The organism is Bacteroides sp. 2_2_4 (assembly GCF_000157055.1).
GTDB classification, from domain to species: Bacteria; Bacteroidota; Bacteroidia; order Bacteroidales; family Bacteroidaceae; genus Bacteroides; species Bacteroides ovatus.
This window is the reverse complement of the sequence record NZ_EQ973362.1, coordinates 256,713-272,629: the sequence shown is the minus strand read 5'-3', so window position 1 is coordinate 272,629 and position 15,917 is coordinate 256,713. Positions and strand designations below refer to the sequence as shown.

At 42.3% G+C, this 15,917-nt stretch carries 11 protein-coding genes; all 11 read right to left on the bottom strand.

What is annotated here, in order from left to right:
• Positions 1-247: 247 nt before the first annotated feature.
• The 11 genes from BSCG_RS10025 to BSCG_RS10075 all read right to left on the bottom strand — a co-directional run bounded on the left by BSCG_RS10025 (position 248) and on the right by BSCG_RS10075 (position 15,902).
• Positions 248-2,785, bottom strand: coding sequence for a glycosyl hydrolase 115 family protein (locus tag BSCG_RS10025; protein WP_032849612.1), 2,538 nt, complete (start codon positions 2,783-2,785; stop codon positions 248-250).
• Between the two features lie 508 nt (positions 2,786-3,293).
• A complete protein-coding gene (gene murQ / locus BSCG_RS10030) occupies positions 3,294-4,109 on the bottom strand; it encodes an N-acetylmuramic acid 6-phosphate etherase (RefSeq protein ID WP_008024375.1) in 816 nt (271 codons plus the stop codon).
• 40 nt (positions 4,110-4,149) lie between these two features.
• Positions 4,150-4,986: an ATPase gene (locus tag BSCG_RS10035; RefSeq protein WP_008776477.1), complete on the bottom strand. Its 837-nt coding sequence runs from the start codon at positions 4,984-4,986 to the stop codon at positions 4,150-4,152.
• A 13-nt stretch (positions 4,987-4,999) separates the two neighbouring features.
• Positions 5,000-6,283: an MFS transporter gene (locus BSCG_RS10040; protein ID WP_008776476.1), complete on the bottom strand. Its 1,284-nt coding sequence runs from the start codon at positions 6,281-6,283 to the stop codon at positions 5,000-5,002.
• A gap of 14 nt (positions 6,284-6,297) precedes the next feature.
• Positions 6,298-7,668 (bottom strand): SpoIID/LytB domain-containing protein, encoded by a 1,371-nt coding sequence (locus BSCG_RS10045; protein ID WP_008776475.1) that lies wholly within the window; start codon positions 7,666-7,668, stop codon positions 6,298-6,300.
• 12 nt (positions 7,669-7,680) lie between these two features.
• On the bottom strand, positions 7,681-10,131 hold the full coding sequence (locus tag BSCG_RS10050) for a DUF4922 domain-containing protein (protein WP_032849611.1): 2,451 nt from the start codon (positions 10,129-10,131) through the stop codon (positions 7,681-7,683).
• A 13-nt stretch (positions 10,132-10,144) separates the two neighbouring features.
• The gene (locus BSCG_RS10055; RefSeq protein ID WP_008776473.1) at positions 10,145-11,617 is read right to left on the bottom strand and encodes a sodium:solute symporter; all 1,473 of its coding nucleotides are present in this window, start codon (positions 11,615-11,617) and stop codon (positions 10,145-10,147) included.
• A gap of 91 nt (positions 11,618-11,708) precedes the next feature.
• A complete protein-coding gene (locus BSCG_RS10060) occupies positions 11,709-12,983 on the bottom strand; it encodes a hypothetical protein (RefSeq protein ID WP_008776472.1) in 1,275 nt (424 codons plus the stop codon).
• Positions 12,984-13,244: 261 nt separating this feature from the next.
• Positions 13,245-14,279 (bottom strand): DUF4857 domain-containing protein, encoded by a 1,035-nt coding sequence (locus tag BSCG_RS10065; protein ID WP_008776471.1) that lies wholly within the window; start codon positions 14,277-14,279, stop codon positions 13,245-13,247.
• Positions 14,280-14,321: 42 nt separating this feature from the next.
• Positions 14,322-14,990: a hypothetical protein gene (locus BSCG_RS10070; protein WP_004305102.1), complete on the bottom strand. Its 669-nt coding sequence runs from the start codon at positions 14,988-14,990 to the stop codon at positions 14,322-14,324.
• A 24-nt stretch (positions 14,991-15,014) separates the two neighbouring features.
• Positions 15,015-15,902: an ABC transporter ATP-binding protein gene (locus tag BSCG_RS10075; protein WP_004324548.1), complete on the bottom strand. Its 888-nt coding sequence runs from the start codon at positions 15,900-15,902 to the stop codon at positions 15,015-15,017.
• Positions 15,903-15,917: the final 15 nt, after the last annotated feature.

Sequence of the window (15,917 nt, the reverse complement as noted above, 5' to 3'; positions counted from 1 at the left end):
AAAATTTATAGGTTCTTAATCAAATTCCGTGCTACTTATTTATGTTCAATTACCTTATTCATGGCTATTCCGGAGTACTTTAAGATGCATATAGTTTGGATAATTTATTTGCTATTTCTAATATGCCGATATCCCTTTATCCATCGGCCTTTCAATGAGCTTTACTAGCACGGAATTTGATTAAGAACCAATTTATATGTAAATACAATCAGTGTGTAGTAATTGACTTGTCTCTACATTGATCTTTTTATCTATTATCTCTCTTGCTTTTCGATTCATTCATAAACAGATAAGATTTCTTATAGCCTCCGTAGTCTACAACTAGCTTTTCCAGCACGATGCCCGGATCAAGAGGTTTGAAAATTAGTGTCTGCATGCCGTCTGATGTATTCGGCACATTCAGTTTGACCTTTTTCTCGACGATACGTCTTGCAACTGTCGGATAGTATATGCTATACACATTTTCGGGAAGTTCATTCAGATTATGATTGAAATTGATTGTCTGATCCTTTCCTCCTTCAAAACCTATGCTGTACTCATGCCCTTTCCGGTCGTGGAAAGCAAGAGTCGATTTCACTATCACGTGAACAGTCACTTTGTCGACTCCTTTAGGCAATTTTATTTTGTAGGAGATAGAAGCTCCGTCGGTCGGCTGGGTATAAGGCATCAGAGCCATGCCGCTAAGGGTTCGTCCCATGTAGGGGATCACTGTCCATTCCGTACCTGGTGCTGTTTTAGTGCTGTAATAGTGTTCGGCTTCCATAGCTACATATCCGTCTTGTCCGGTGAAGACGTATCCACCGACAGCCTTTTCCGGATGCTCGATTCGGTAGGTTTGTGGTAGTGTATCAGCGGGGAAATTATCATTCCATGAGGTATAACCGATATGTTTCTGAATCATCATGTTCTTCCATTTACCGCCGGACATAACATTGTTATAATCGTCACTCAATGCTTTATCCCGTGCAAAAGCCTGTTCCACTTTATCTGCCCATTCGTTAGCTTGCGGATTGTTTTCTTTGTACAATTTATGGTTCATGGCTTGTGCATAATACATCTCATACAGGTTTGCCATGGCTTGAACAGGGAAGAGGATTAATTGCTTGTAGGCATCTTTATATTCCGGTTTCAATGATATGTATTGTCTCAAAGCTTCCGCTTCCAGTTTCAGATATTCATCAGATACTTGTTTCCATTCGCCGGTCTCCAGGTTATAAGTATTCCGGTCGAGCATTTCTCCCGTTACGCGACCGTTATATTTGCTGTACAGGTTTAAGATTCGCATAGCTTCATCCGCTTGATCCTCGCCAAACTGCTGTGCGCAGAAACGACGGGGATGATCCAGCAAGTTAGAGACGTTGAATTGCTTGGGATTCCATGCCATATCCATGAAGAACGTGATCGGATATTCCATTGGTTTCAAATCGCCTACATTCAGTATCCACAACTTTTCTACTCCGTAATCGTATGTGAGTTGAAGTTGCTCCCACATATTTTGTATAGGGGTTACGTTCAGCCATTTGGAGTTTCTCGGAGCACCTACGTAGTCTACATGGTAATACATGCCCCAACCGCCCGGATGCTTACGTTCCTTGGCATTTGGCAGGCGGCATACATTTCCCCAGTTGTCATCACACAATAGCATGATTACGTCATCGGGTACACGCATACCTTTATCATAGTAATCCAGTACTTCTTTGTATAGTGCCCAGACTTGCGGGGTTGCTTTGGCAGGGCGTTTAGTCACCTTTTCAATGATTCTGCGTTGGTTCTTTACTATGTCTTCCAGCAGTTTCACGTTGGTGTTTTCGCTCATGGCTGCGTCACCGTCTCCGCGCATACCAATGGTTACGATATCTTCTGTGCCCTGCATCCGTTCGATACCTTCACGGAAAAACTGATCGATCACTTTTTTGTTAGTTGTATAATCCCATGCACCATATTCTTTGCGCTTGCGTGACCACTCCTGATGGTTGCGTGCCATTGGTTCGTGGTGGGATGTACCGATGATGATTCCCATTTCATCAGCAGTCTTACTATTCTCCGGGTCGTCTGCATAGAAAGCCCAGCTCCACATGGCAGGCCAAAGGAAATTACCTTTTAGGCGTAGTATCAATTCGCAAACTTGTGTATAAAAACGGTGGTCACCATAGTTTGTGCCGTAGGTCTGTTTTACCCAACCGGTCAGACAGGGCGCTTCATCATTGAGGAAGATGCCGCGGTAGGTCACCGCAGGTTCTCCGTCTGTATACTGTCCCGGCTTTACATATACATTCTGTTGTTTTCGGATAGGGACGTCTGCCCACCAATACCAGGGAGATACCCCTATTTGTTCGGAAAGTTCATAGATACCATAGATCGTACCGCGTCTGTCGCTGCCGATGATAACCACTGCTTCATCTACTCCTTCACAGGGATTGGTGACAACTTGCAGGATATATTTCTCATTTTTCCCTTCCAGCTCCTTTTTATCTATTTTGTTTGCAGCTATCAGTTTTTTTACAAAAGGAGTACTATAGGTACCTACAATGACACAGTGTTTCGAACTTACGTTTGTTAAGAATTCAGGCTTCGTTCCGCATACTTGCAGTATATCTTGTTGAAGATTGCCGACAGCTATCATTACCCCTTTGTCTTCGGAAGAATCTACATATATCGGACAAGGAACTCCGTTGGCAATCAACGGAAAATGATTACCGGCCGGTGTGAATATTACAAATTGTTCAGCGGCAAATGCCACTATACTCACAACAGAGAGGTAGAAGAATAGAAATAATCTTTTCATGGTTTCAATATTTAATAATTTGTTGTTAATCATTGATCTTACGTTTCACTGTAACCGGATATTCTACTTTGTAGATAATTGGTAATTGAAAAGTATATAACAGCAGGCTCAAAATGATGCAAATATCCTTCTTCATAAATACTATATTTAATGAAATTATCTTCTTTGTGTCTTAAATTCCAAAAATGGTTTATTTTTTGTCTGTACTGTGACACGATGCAAAGATAGTTGGTATTGATAAGAACGGGCTTTGGGTATGTTTCAATTATTTATACTGTTGATACCAATTTACTTTTTCTTGAAGTTTTTTCTTCGGAGATAAAATGAAGAAGTGTGAACAAACTGGTTTGTTCAATAAATGTTTTTGATTTTGTTTCAAAATCTTTTTGTATTGTATCTATGAGGCTGTCGGATGAATAATGATGGTTAATGTGTCATATTCCGTATTAATAAGATTGGTATGTGATGCGTATAATATAAGTTGGTTAAACAAGAGTAAGTAGAGATTTTAATGATCTTGAGAATATCGGTAAGCGTCAATTGCATTCTTAACCGAACCATGTAACAGTAACAATTTTTGTGCATGGTCATGATTTAATCCTAGTTCCTCCATAATCATCCTGGTGCCTCTTTCTACCAGTTTATGATTACTAAGCTGCATATTTACCATCTTATTTCCTTTCACCCGTCCAAGTTGAATCATCACCGACGTACTAATCATATTCAGAATCATTTTCTGTCCGGTGCCTGATTTCATCCGGGAACTGCCTGTCACATATTCCGGCCCTACAATCATTTCGATGGCGACATCCGCTTCTGCTGTCATTGGAGAATCGGGATTACTGGTGATACAACCTGTCAGGACACCGTGTTTACGGGCTTCCCGTAAAGCACCGATTACGTACGGGGTAGTGCCGGAAGCGGCAATGCCGATAACGGTGTCTTTTTCGTTGATCTGGTGTTCGACGAGTTCTTCCCAACCTCGATTTTCATCATCTTCGGCTCCTTCTACCGGATTGCGCAGGGCTGTATCGCCTCCTGCAATCAGTCCGATAATCCAGTTGGGAGACATTCCGAAAGTAGGAGGGATTTCGGAAGCATCCAATACTCCCAGGCGACCGCTTGTGCCGGCCCCCATATAAAAGATGCGTCCGCCTTGTTTCATGCGGGGTACAATCTGATTGACAAGCTCTTCAATTTGTGGAATAGCCTTTTGTACGGCTAACGCTACTTTCTGATCTTCCTGGTTGATATCTTCTAAGATCTCTCGTACAGATTTCTTTTCCAGATGATCGTAAAAGGACGGTTGTTCGGTTATCTGCATTTTTATAATTACTGGTTATAAATTACAATAGGTAAAAGAATTATTGTTGATGGTATTGAATCAGTCCTTCCATCGGACTTTGAAGAATCTTACCGATCTGAATACCTGTTGTTTGCGCGGCCTCCTGCAAAATCTCCTTGTAACAGTGAGCTACGGAACCAATAAAATGTACCGGATATTGCTTATAATCATATTGCATCACGTTTCTGCGGAGAAAAGCGATAAAGCTGTTGAGTACTAGTGAACGGATAGCCAGTTCTTCCAAGTGCTGTGCAAGGAAAGGGGAGAGACTAGCCAGAAAACGGTTCGGAAAGGGTTGGCGGTAAACGCGGTCGATGATTTCGGGGGCCGTCAGGTCGAACTGTTTTAAGAAAGCTTCTTTGATGGCGGGTGGAAGCTGGTTTTTCAGTACATCGCCTACCAGTAGTTTTCCTAAGACTGCGCCGCTTCCTTCATCTCCCAGGATGAATCCAAGAGGGGAGATGTTGTTGACAATCTCTTCACCGTTGTAGAAACAGGAATTGGAACCTGTGCCGAGGATGCAGGCAATCCCTGCTTCATGTCCGCATAGTCCGCGGGCAGCGGCAAGCATATCCGAGTAGGCTTTGATGTTCCCGATGACGGGCAGGCTGTCGGCAATAGCCCGCCGGAGGACGGGAGCTTTTTCGGGAGTGCATCCTGCACCATAAAAAAAGACGGAGTTGATCGTTCCTTCCGGTAGTTGTGGTAGAAGGGAGTGTGTCAGCTCTTGTTGAATTTCTTCTTCTGATTGGAAGAAGGGATTAATTCCCTTCGTTCCCATTCGTTTGATTGGGGTGCCGTTGAAAACGATGCACCAGTCGGTTTTGGTAGAACCACTATCTGCAATGAGTATCATATCTTTGAGCTTTTTATTGTTTCTTTCCGAAAGAATCCTCCAGTCGGTTGCGAATCATTAATGAGGCGACGATACCGGGCAGGGTACAAATACAAACCCAGATAAAGAAGTTTGTGTATCCGAGATGTTCCTGTATCCATCCGGCAGGCATACCGGGAATCATCATGCCCAGTGCCATAAATCCGGTTCCGATAGCATAGTGTGCCGTTTTATGTTCACCTTCTGCTATATAAATCAGATATAGCATATAAGCGGTAAAGCCGAAACCATACCCCAACTGTTCGATCGCTACACAAATGGCTATAAATATAGGATTGTCCGGGGTGGCGGCAGCCATCCATACATATAATAGATCGGGAATGTTGATGGCTAATGCCATGGGTAATATCCATTTCTTGAATCCGTCACGGGAAACGAGGAAACCACTAATGATTCCACCGAGCAATAAAGCTATGACACCTATCGTACCGTAGATCATTCCGACAGTTGCTGTGGATAAACCCAGTCCACCTTTATCGGTCGTATCGAGCAGGAAAGGAGAAGCTATTTTGGCTAACTGTGATTCTCCCAACCGATAGGTGAGGAGGAAAAAGAACATGAGACCGAGGTTCTTTTTCTGAAAGAATGTGACAAAGGTCAAAAGGAAATCTCCTAACAACTTACCCGGTGTGAGGCCGGGACGTTTAATGTCCGAATCAGGATGGGGGAGGATAAGTCGATGATAGATAGTAAGAGCCAGAAATAATCCGGCAAGGAGGTAGAATGTAATACTCCATGCCAAGGGAATATTGTTCTGTGATGTTTCCAGCCATCCTGCCAGCATGACTAGAATTCCCTGCCCGAAAATATTGGCAAGCCGATAGAAAGTATTCCGGATACCGACAAAGAAAGATTGTTCTTTATTATTGAGTCCGAGCATATAGAAACCGTCTGCTGCGATGTCATGCGTAGCGGAACTGAACGCCAGCAGCCAGAAAAAAGCAAGAGTCAACTGTACATAATGAGCAGTCGGAATAAAGAAGGCTATCCCCGCAAATCCGGCAGCGATGAAACCTTGCATGGCAATAATCCAGGCGCGTTTCGTTTTCACCAGATCAACGAATGGGCTCCATAGCGGTTTGATAGTCCAAGGAAGATAGAGCCAGGAAGTATATAAGGCTATTTCCGTATTGGATAATCCCAAACGCTTGTACATGATAACAGCAATCGTCATTACCGCTACGTATGGCAGCCCTTCTGCGAAGTAGAGGGTGGGTATCCAGCTCCAGGGATTTCTTTTTGTAGTGGGGGGTGTCATGGTATTATTCTTTTTTATTGATATTGTTTTTCGAGTGTACTTCCGGGGTAATAGTGAGACAGTATTTCTTCATATTTGTAACCTTGCTCTCCCATTACGGCAGCACCAATCTGGCAAAGTCCTACTCCATGCCCCCATCCGGCTCCGGTAAGGATGAATCGTGAAGGGATTTTATCCTCTTTATGTCCTTTTTCCTCATATTCCTTGTCTACTACGAAGGCGGAACTATACAGATGGGAAGTAGATAAGGTACGGCGTATTTCCAGTTCTTTCCCGATAATAAGCGTTCGCAAGGTTCCTATAATTTTCAATCGGACAAGACGTCCCGACGTTCCACGTTCTATAGGAATTAAATCCAGAATTTGTCCGAAGTCAATTCCCGAACGTTGATGAATCAGTGTTGAAAGTTCTTGTTGGGTATAACTGACTTTCCAACGATAGAAGTCTGCTGTTTCCTGATCGTAGTTGTTTAGTACTTGGCTTAGAATTTTCTTATCCTGCGTATTACAAAAAGCAACAGGTGAGGTACGTATCCATTTATCAGCTTCCGCCTCTATGGTCAAATCGGGAAGTTGTTTTTCAGTCTTGCTATCCCGTTGTCTGATTAGATAAGGATGCTTTACGTTTTCCCAACAATTTTGGAACTCTTCAAAAGCTCCGCCACAACATTTAGAGAAACGGGTATCACAAATCGCTCCTTTATACATCAGCACTTCCCCCCGCGTGGCGGAGACTGCTTCGATGGCTTGTGGTGTTGAGGCTCGTGTAATTCCTTGATACCGTTGGCAGTGATCGTCTGCGCATACGTCAAAGTTTTTGTGCGCTTCGTGGTCATACCATTTGATAAATTGAGAATCCGAAACGAAAGATGGAGAACAGGTTGCGCTATCCTTCTGTATAGACTTTCCTGTTTTCTCGTTCTTCATTTCCTGTTTTCTACTCTCTGTCTTACACTTATTCAACAGCCAACTTCGGGAAATAACAGCATGTGCCTTTAGTAGTTCTAAAGAAGCAGTAGCACTCATTTCTGATGAAATCACACTGATGAGATATTCTTCGATGGAAATAATATTGATAGCAGTAAGTTGTTCCCCTTCGACGATGATCTTTAACTCCCCTTTGAATTTCTGGACTTCTTTGCGTTCCCAATGGAAGTTGATTCCGATGGTCACATCTTTCAGTTCAAAGAAAGCAGGTGCACCTTGTTGGGGAGTGAAAGATAATTCATTATATTCTTTCCCTTGCCAATGAATCTTCCCATCCCGGTAAATAGCCTTTTGCATACCGGAGCTTTCCGTTCCGTCGGAGGAGATAAATTTTATAGGGAAAGAAAATTCAATCTCTTTCCCGGAAAGAATACCAACACTTATTAAGGGGACTCGCATATTACTTTATTACTATTTCTTTTTGAATAATTGATCGCATAGAGTATTTAATTGTTGGGGAGATAAACTTATCTCCTTGTAAATCTCTGTGAGTTTTTTGGCGTTTAATTTATCCATGTCTTCTTCTCTGACAATCGGGAATATGCCACCCATTTCTGCAACAGCCGGACTTATTAATAGCCCTTTTTCTTTTGGGGTATAATAGCAATCGGGACGATGTTTTGAGCGTAGGAAAATGATGCAATTCCATACTTCTATTTCGTCACCTCCGAAATGGCTTATTTTATCGAGACCATACCAGGTTATCATGTTGATTAAAGGTTCCTTATCCGAATAAATGATGGAAAGATTTTGGTAGACCTTTTCAAATTGTTGCATTAAGTCAACTTTCAGACCTGATGTCATACCTATGCAAGTTGTGAATACATTGTCTACATAAGTTGTTACGCCGTTTTCATTTTCTAATATACTCTTCAAGAAATTCAGCGCAAAAGGGTTAGTCAGTTCTTCTTCTTTTCCTGCTGCCTGGAAATGCATGTGGTCAGGGGCGGAAGCACCGCACTCCGGTCCGTTATAGAGTATATAGAACTCGTCCAGGTTTTCAGCTAAGTGAAGCATATCTTCAAAACGTCCTTTCATGCTTTGTGGAGTGTGTTCCTTGTCGATGATTGTCAAGTGACGCTGAAAAATGGGGTAGGGGTTGAGGCATACCTCATAATGTCCGAATGGTAGATATGTTTGCTCTGCGGGGCGGTTTTTTCCGCATAAAAAACAAGGCCTTTCCTGGATAGAACGACTATCTGTTTTTGCCATGGTCGAGAGGATGCGTTGAGGATTCGGGAAAATTCTAACTTTCATCTCTCTATCTTCTTCCTTCAGTTTCAATACTTTTTTCTTTTCCAGATTTTCTTCCAACGCTTCATAGTTCCTTTTCGCAAGTTCCCAGTTTTCTTTTTGGTTTTCTATCATTTCCTCTACAAGTTCCTGAAACTCTTCATCAATAGTATGCATCTGGATTCTGCCCTTAATTTCCCATGTGCGGATTCGGTCTTTGTAGAAGTTGTTCCGATTGACTTTTTCTGTGCTTAATGCGGCGTCAGAGTTACCTTCCCAACGGCGACAGAGGTATATTACATCATAGATACGTCCGATCTTATACTCCCGTGAGATTCGTAATCCTATGGCGTAATCTTCACCATAGCTGGTGTTCGGCAATTTGATATTACGAAGAATAGGAGTGTAGAAAGCTCGTGGAGCACCCAAACCATTGATACGTAGAGCGTTGTTCTTTCCATTTTCCGGTGTCCACTCTTTGTGGTCAATGATACCGGGGGGGATTTCGTTCAGTTGGAAGTCGGTCATTAGATAGGTACCTATAACCATTGCGCAGCTTTCCTTATAAAAGGTGTCTACGATTTTCTGTAAAGTGGATTCATCTTTATATAAATCGTCGCTATCTAACTGTATAGCGAACTTTCCGCATTTTTCGTGACATATACCCTTGTTCCAGCAGCCTCCTATACCTAAATCATTTTCTTGGGGGATGATATGGATCAATCTTTTATCGCTACTTAGTTCCTGGAGAATTTCCGTCGTTCCATCGGTGGAATGATTGTCGATAACAATAATGTTAAAAGAGAAAGTGGTCCGTTGGTTTAAAGCCGAATTGACAGCATCGCGGATTGTATGAGCACGATTGCGTACAGGGATGATGACAGATGCCTCGAATTCAAAGTTTTCGCTGTGAAGATTTACAGGCCGTGAAGAAGTAGGCATGAAATAAGCATCAATACATTTCAGGTATTCGGTACAGGCAGCTTCCATTTCAATTTGTACTTCCCGATTTTTGGGGTTTACATAGTCGAATTGTTTCTCTCCGCTTTTTCTGGTATCTGTTTCAATTTCGGTGTATAGATATTCATTGATGTGCACAATTGAATATTTGTAAGAGATGAATAGACGCATAGCATATAGTCCTGCGTATTTGTACTCTTCACGCAAAGCATCTGCTATTTTAGTGAAGGCAGAAGAACTGAATAGAAGCATGGAACCGAAATCGAAATCATCCCGGACGCTTCCTAATTGGTAGTCAATGACAGGTGCTTGTTTAAGTTCTCCGTTAATCAGCTGATAGTGGTCGGCATAAACTATTCCATTCTTTTTATCGTTCTCTATGATTTGCACCATGCGTTCCAAGGCATACAGTCCCAGTTTTAATGGAGTTTGTTTCAAGTAGAACAGAGTATATTCCGTATTGGCATTGGCTGCAATTGTTTTCATTGTGTCTGTGGAATAGAACCCTTTAACAGAGAGATATTCACAACCCGGAAGAGCTTTCTTACCGGGCTCCGAACCTAATAAATAGATCTTATTTACTAGCTCTGACACTTGTAGTTCCTTTACTGTCTGCATGGTATCTTCCGGAGTGCCGAAAGGTATGAAGCAATTAATTTTCTTCTTCATCTTCATCTTAATATTAAAGAACTGTCGTATTGTCCATCGTTGATTTCTTTCGAATGAGGAAGCAAAGTCCGATGAAAGTAAATGCAGCGTTAAATAATAGCAGCTCGTAACTAATTTGGTAACCGTTGAACCATGCTTCCGAATTTCGTTGCAGGATATAGCAAAGAATAGGAGAAGCGATAGCTACCAACGGAATATATTTATCATAAACTTGTTTCTTGGTGAAGATGCCGAAAGCGAACAACCCTAAGATAGGACCATACGTATAACTGGCCAATGTGTAAATCGCATCAATCACACTGGTGTTGTTCAGCAAATTGAATACAAAAATGACTGCCCCCATCACAATTGCCATACCGATATGTACCTGTTTGCGTATCTTGCTAAGTGCCGCCTCTCCTTTTATCTGTGCATGTAAAATATCTACGGTAAAGGAAGTGGTCAGTGCCGTCAAGGCAGAACCGGCTGCAGAATAGGCGGAGGCTATCAGTCCGATAATGAATAATATTCCGACTATGCCGGGAAAATAATTTCCGGTAGCAATCATCGGAAACAACTCGTCGCTTTTTTCCGGATTCCCAATGCCTTGCTGTGCTGTAAACGTATATAACAGTACTCCTAGCATCAGAAAAAGCAGAATGACAAAGAACTGTGAGATTCCACTGGTAATCATATTTTTCTGCGAGTCCCGGAAGTTCTTGCAGCTAAGATTGCGCTGCATCATATCCTGGTCGAGCCCGTTCATGGCAATAACGGTGAATACACCTGCCAGGAATTGTTTGAAGAAATATCGTTTGTCGTTGACATCGTCAAAAAAGAATGTCTTGGAAAAGTCACTATCTGAAATCGTACTAACCAGACCGCTGAAACTCAGATGCAGGCTGGAAGCAATATAATAGATGCAAAGTACAACCGACACTACCAGGCAGAATGTTTTTAGAACATCCGTCCATATCAATGATTTCACTCCACCGCGGAAAGTGTAAAGCCATACGATAAATACCGTAAGGATCACGTTCAACAGGAATGGGAGATGGAAAGGATCGAAGATAAGAAACTGCAATGTCAGGCATACGAGAAAGAGCCGGACGGCTGCCCCTAGCATCTTTGAAATAAAAAAGAACCAGGCTCCCGTCTTGTAGGAAGAGCTTCCGAACCTGTTCTCCAGATATTCATAAATGGAAACCAGATTCATGCGATAAAAGAGGGGAACAAGTACAAATGCAATGATAATTTGTCCTACTATGAATCCCAGCACCATCTGCAGGTAAGAAAAGCGACTTGCCTGTACCATACCCGGAACGGAAACGAAGGTGACTCCGGAAATGGTGGAACCGATCATGGCAAAGGCAACGATATACCAGGCTGATTTACGGTTTCCTACAAAGAATCCTTCATTGTCGGCTTTGCGTCCTGCTATATAAGAGATAGTGAACAGGATGATAAAGTATGCCACAGTAGTAATAGATATAACGGCTGGACTCATATCTGCTGTTTAAATTCGTTTGAGGATGAATATCCGGAACTTGTTTACTTTGCCTACAAATGTAGGGAATTTATCATAGATATACATACTCTTACATATTTTTTATTCCGGGTGTGCCTCCGGTGGCATGTTTGGAGGAACGCCAGTTTTTGTTGAGCGAGGACAACTCCGGAGATTTCTTTTCAAGCGAAACGCCGGTTATTTTATCAATGGTGTGCATTTCATCTCTAAAACAACAAGTGTCAAAAGTATGTCCTGGTGCAGTCTCTTTACTACTTGAAAGTGCCAGATACCCGCCATTATTGTTCAGTGCCGGGAAGTTCGGTATAATTATTATATTTTCTCCACCGACTTTATGTTTCTGAACAACTCTGTTGAAGTATTTCGTGAAGCAAAGATATGCTTTGGCAGGAATGGTTAGGGGAGTAGAAGGACTTTCATTTTGAAGGATGGTAGTATTGTATATTGCCCCGTCTTTATACATCTTATATAGATAAAGTGCCGGTAAAATGATAGCCTGTTCAGTCGGATTGTAGATTTCTATATATTCTGCACCATCAGTAGCATTGTTATACATGATTTCATTGAAAAGAAGCATACCTCTCACATCTTTCGGTAATTCGGGGGTGTTCGGATTATCTGGAATGTCTGTTCCGGGATGATCGGGTGTTTCATCAGGTGTAGTGTCCGTTTCTACGTTATTAGATAGCTGTATGTGATGAAATGTAAATCCTTTACAGCGGGTTTTGGTGTAAATGCAGTATATACCGCAGTAGCGGGAAGTTTGTATATCGGTATCTTTTATTTGTTTTTCTTTTACGTATTCATTCTCGGATTCACGTCGTGTCCAAAAAGTCCAGTAACCATTATTGTCACGTTCTACTTTTATATATAGTTTCGGTGAAGAGTCTCCTTTCATCAACTCTCTTCCCGAAGCCAGTAGTTTAGATTGGTCTCCGTTTTGACGATAAAGAGTTACATTATCTTTGGCTCCTCCTATCTGAATATAATAACCGTTTAAATTACCGGAAAGAATGTTTGAGGAAGAAGTCAGATAAAATCGTGCATAATTGTTAGCGGAAGGATTAAAGGTGAGGTGAACTCCAAATTCCCAACGGGTATTTTTTACAGAGGTGGAAGGAATGGTGACATAAGCTGTTCCGGCGTCTTCGTATGGATCATTCAGATGGATTCCTTCTTTAGAATTGATGGTGAATTTGTCCATCTCTCCTTCCCAGGGAAGTTCGGAGGTAACTGTATCCTCTCCCTCTGAATCTCCTTTTTCTTCGTCATTAGCAGGGAGCGAACAATTATAGAACAATATGATGAAGATACTTAGGAAAGCAAATGCTTTGTAAACTTTCATACGGTTTTTAATTTGAGTTTTTTCGTTTTACCGTATTTGTTTGTGTATAATGCAGAAGCAATTGCGGTCTGAATATTTGAATGAGTCGGCAAAGATAAACTTTCTTGCCGGAAAAAGCCCATACTTACAGAAGAAAAGATTGTAATTCTTTTTGTTTCCTATACACGCATGGGAAGAAAACTGTAAGGGACTACCCTAAGTCATATTTAATAGATTGACTTTTGATAGTCCCTTACAACTGTTACATTCAATATGGGAATACTATTCGAAACGTGGTATTACATATTTATCAGTATAAGATGTGAAAGTAATACCGGGCATGGAATGAGTAGACGATGCGTTCTCTAATTTTTTAATCAATGAATAATCGTCGGCATTCAATGCGTAATAATTATCAGAGGTCGGAGTAGTCACACGTACCGTCCAATCGAACATATTACCGATGATGGTTAATGCATCCGTTTCGGGATTGAATACAGGAATTCCTGTTTTCACTACTTCGTATGTCCGGCTCTGCAGTACATAGAAAGCATTGTTGACATCGGTCATGAACGCAAGTGTTTTCTTATTTCTGAACTCTGTCAGATACAGATGTTCCAGTGTCAGTCCTTCAGGCAAGGTGATGGCACGAACATACGGACGCCCTTTCACCTGTTTCAGATGAAACAGACGGCGGTCGGCATCCAATAGAAGATAACCTTCGTCATACTCCTTTTTCACCGTTGGATTTCCTACGATCTCTGTTGCCGGGAAACGAAACTCCTTTTTAGTCATAGCTTCGGTAAACTGAAGACTCTTGTCTTCCTTTACGCTGTTGGAGGCCATGTCGATAAACTCGATTCCTTTGGAGGTGATGCGGAATACGTCATCCGGCATTTTCAGGTCTACACGTCCTGACATGGATTCCATCAGAGGATAAAGTCCGATGGAAGGCGCATTGATATCCGAAGGTACACTGCGGAAGTTGAAATTCTCCGTCTGTACCATTTTAGGAGTTACTGCTATCCCTTTAATGGTATCCGGAAAACGCTCATCGGACATCAACTGACGAAAATAAAACATAGGCAGGATACTGTCGAAAGCTGCTTCCGAATAAATATTACCTGCCAGGTCGCGACGCACGCTTCCTTTTCCCTCTTCCTGTCCCATCTGTGCGAAATCGCCAATTACGAAACTGTACAGGGTAAAGGGAGTTTTCTCCGGCTTTACGACAAAGAAATTGTAACACCAGGGCAACTGCCAGAGAAGCAGAAAAGCGATGGTTACATATAATAATATAGTACTGAAACGTCTCATTACTCAATCTTTTAATTTTTAGTCTTTAATTTTTAATTGCTCCTAGTCCTGCTTTCCGGCCTTGAATCGTACGATAGAAAGCCACGAGAAAGAAGCTGTCAACAATGTATAAACCACTAAATAAGGGAGGAACTTGTTATATGCTTCCGGTGTGGGCGACAGAAAGAAGATTCGGAGTAATAATACTGCGATAATGAGATTCAGAATACGACGTTTCCATGCCGGTTCAAGGCAGATCCAGGCCACAAGCAGATAGCCGGAAATCCCGGCAAGATACCACGTTAAAGCGGTGAGCAATATGTGGTTCTTCAGTTCATGGGCAAGTATTCCATTCAGGTATACTTCCATCAACAGAAAATTGGAAGCGAAGCAGACAAGTAGCAACACTAATCCCGAAAGTAGCATATTACCTGTCATCTTCAACTCCGGATAAGGCAGATGGAGAGTCAGTTTCAGGCATTTGCGCTGCATTTCGGGAACAAACTGCACAATAGCCATCAAAATTCCCGCAATCAGAGGGATATATTGCAACATATCAATGAAGATGACATCTCGTTGCAGCATCACTTCCCACACATGAGCAGCCCCTTTCATTTCTACCACCCGGTTGATGCGGAGCATACAGTAGCCTGTAAAACCAAGTGTGGCGAGCACGGCAAGTAGAAAATACCACCGTGTCTTTATCCATTCTTTATAAAATATAGCGTACATTGTTTTTATCAATTATCAACGATTCTAGTATTTGCCTGTCAGGCCGATAAATGCATCTTCCAGATTCACCTGTTCACTATGAAAATTAGTGTAGGGCACTGACATGGATTTCAGTTTTGCTTCAGTTTCTGCCGGTTGAAGGAAAGAGAAAGTCTCCAACTGGTTCCGCATGACAGAAGGATGATAGAAATCATCAGATGCGGGAAGTTCGTAGCCTTCGGGAATAGTGAAGGTATAGCGACGTCCTTTTTCTAGTAGTTCGGCAATTGGTTTCTGAATCAGTATCTTTCCGTAGTCCATGATGATGCAGTCGTCAACAAGCCGCTCCATGTCCTGAATGATATGCGAGGTCAGAAAGACGGTTTTTCCTTCTGAACGGGCATAGTCGCGGAGGTAGTCGACAAACAGGCGACGATAGCCGGGATCGAGTCCGAGGGAGAAATCATCCAGCACGAGAAGTTCCGGGTTCTGTGCGAGAATCAGTCCGAGGGCTACTTGTGAACGTTGTCCGCAGGACATACGCGAGATACGTTGTCCGGGAGCGACTTTCAACTTATTCATCAGTTCATAGTACGCTTCCTTTTTCCATTGACCGGGGTAGAAAGCTGCGTAGAATTTCTCTATCTCGGTGATGGTCATGAATTGATATTGCACATGACCTTCGATGAGCAGTCCGATATTGCGACGCAGAGCCGGTGCCATTGTCTGAATCTCCTGTCCGAAGATGCGACATTCTCCCGAACGGGGTTTCAGGTAACCGCTCAAGATATTGATAGTGGTGGTCTTGCCCGTACCGTTCTTTCCCAACAGTCCCAAGATGCGTCCTTTGGGTACTGTGAAACTAAGATTTTCGTAAATCAACCGTTTGCCGTAATAGTGCGTCAGATTGTTACATTCGATAATATGTTCCATTTGATTTTATCTGTT

Coding starts and splice junctions, on each gene's coding strand:
- BSCG_RS10025 (WP_032849612.1), bottom strand. CDS start 2,785: ATGAAAAGATTATTTCTATTCTTCTACCTCTCTGTTGTGAGTATAGTG.
- murQ (WP_008024375.1), bottom strand. CDS start 4,109: ATGCAGATAACCGAACAACCGTCCTTTTACGATCATCTGGAAAAGAAA.
- BSCG_RS10035 (WP_008776477.1), bottom strand. CDS start 4,986: ATGATACTCATTGCAGATAGTGGTTCTACCAAAACCGACTGGTGCATC.
- BSCG_RS10040 (WP_008776476.1), bottom strand. CDS start 6,283: ATGACACCCCCCACTACAAAAAGAAATCCCTGGAGCTGGATACCCACC.
- BSCG_RS10045 (WP_008776475.1), bottom strand. CDS start 7,668: ATGCGAGTCCCCTTAATAAGTGTTGGTATTCTTTCCGGGAAAGAGATT.
- BSCG_RS10050 (WP_032849611.1), bottom strand. CDS start 10,131: ATGAAGAAGAAAATTAATTGCTTCATACCTTTCGGCACTCCGGAAGAT.
- BSCG_RS10055 (WP_008776473.1), bottom strand. CDS start 11,617: ATGAGTCCAGCCGTTATATCTATTACTACTGTGGCATACTTTATCATC.
- BSCG_RS10060 (WP_008776472.1), bottom strand. CDS start 12,983: ATGAAAGTTTACAAAGCATTTGCTTTCCTAAGTATCTTCATCATATTG.
- BSCG_RS10065 (WP_008776471.1), bottom strand. CDS start 14,279: ATGAGACGTTTCAGTACTATATTATTATATGTAACCATCGCTTTTCTG.
- BSCG_RS10070 (WP_004305102.1), bottom strand. CDS start 14,990: ATGTACGCTATATTTTATAAAGAATGGATAAAGACACGGTGGTATTTT.
- BSCG_RS10075 (WP_004324548.1), bottom strand. CDS start 15,902: ATGGAACATATTATCGAATGTAACAATCTGACGCACTATTACGGCAAA.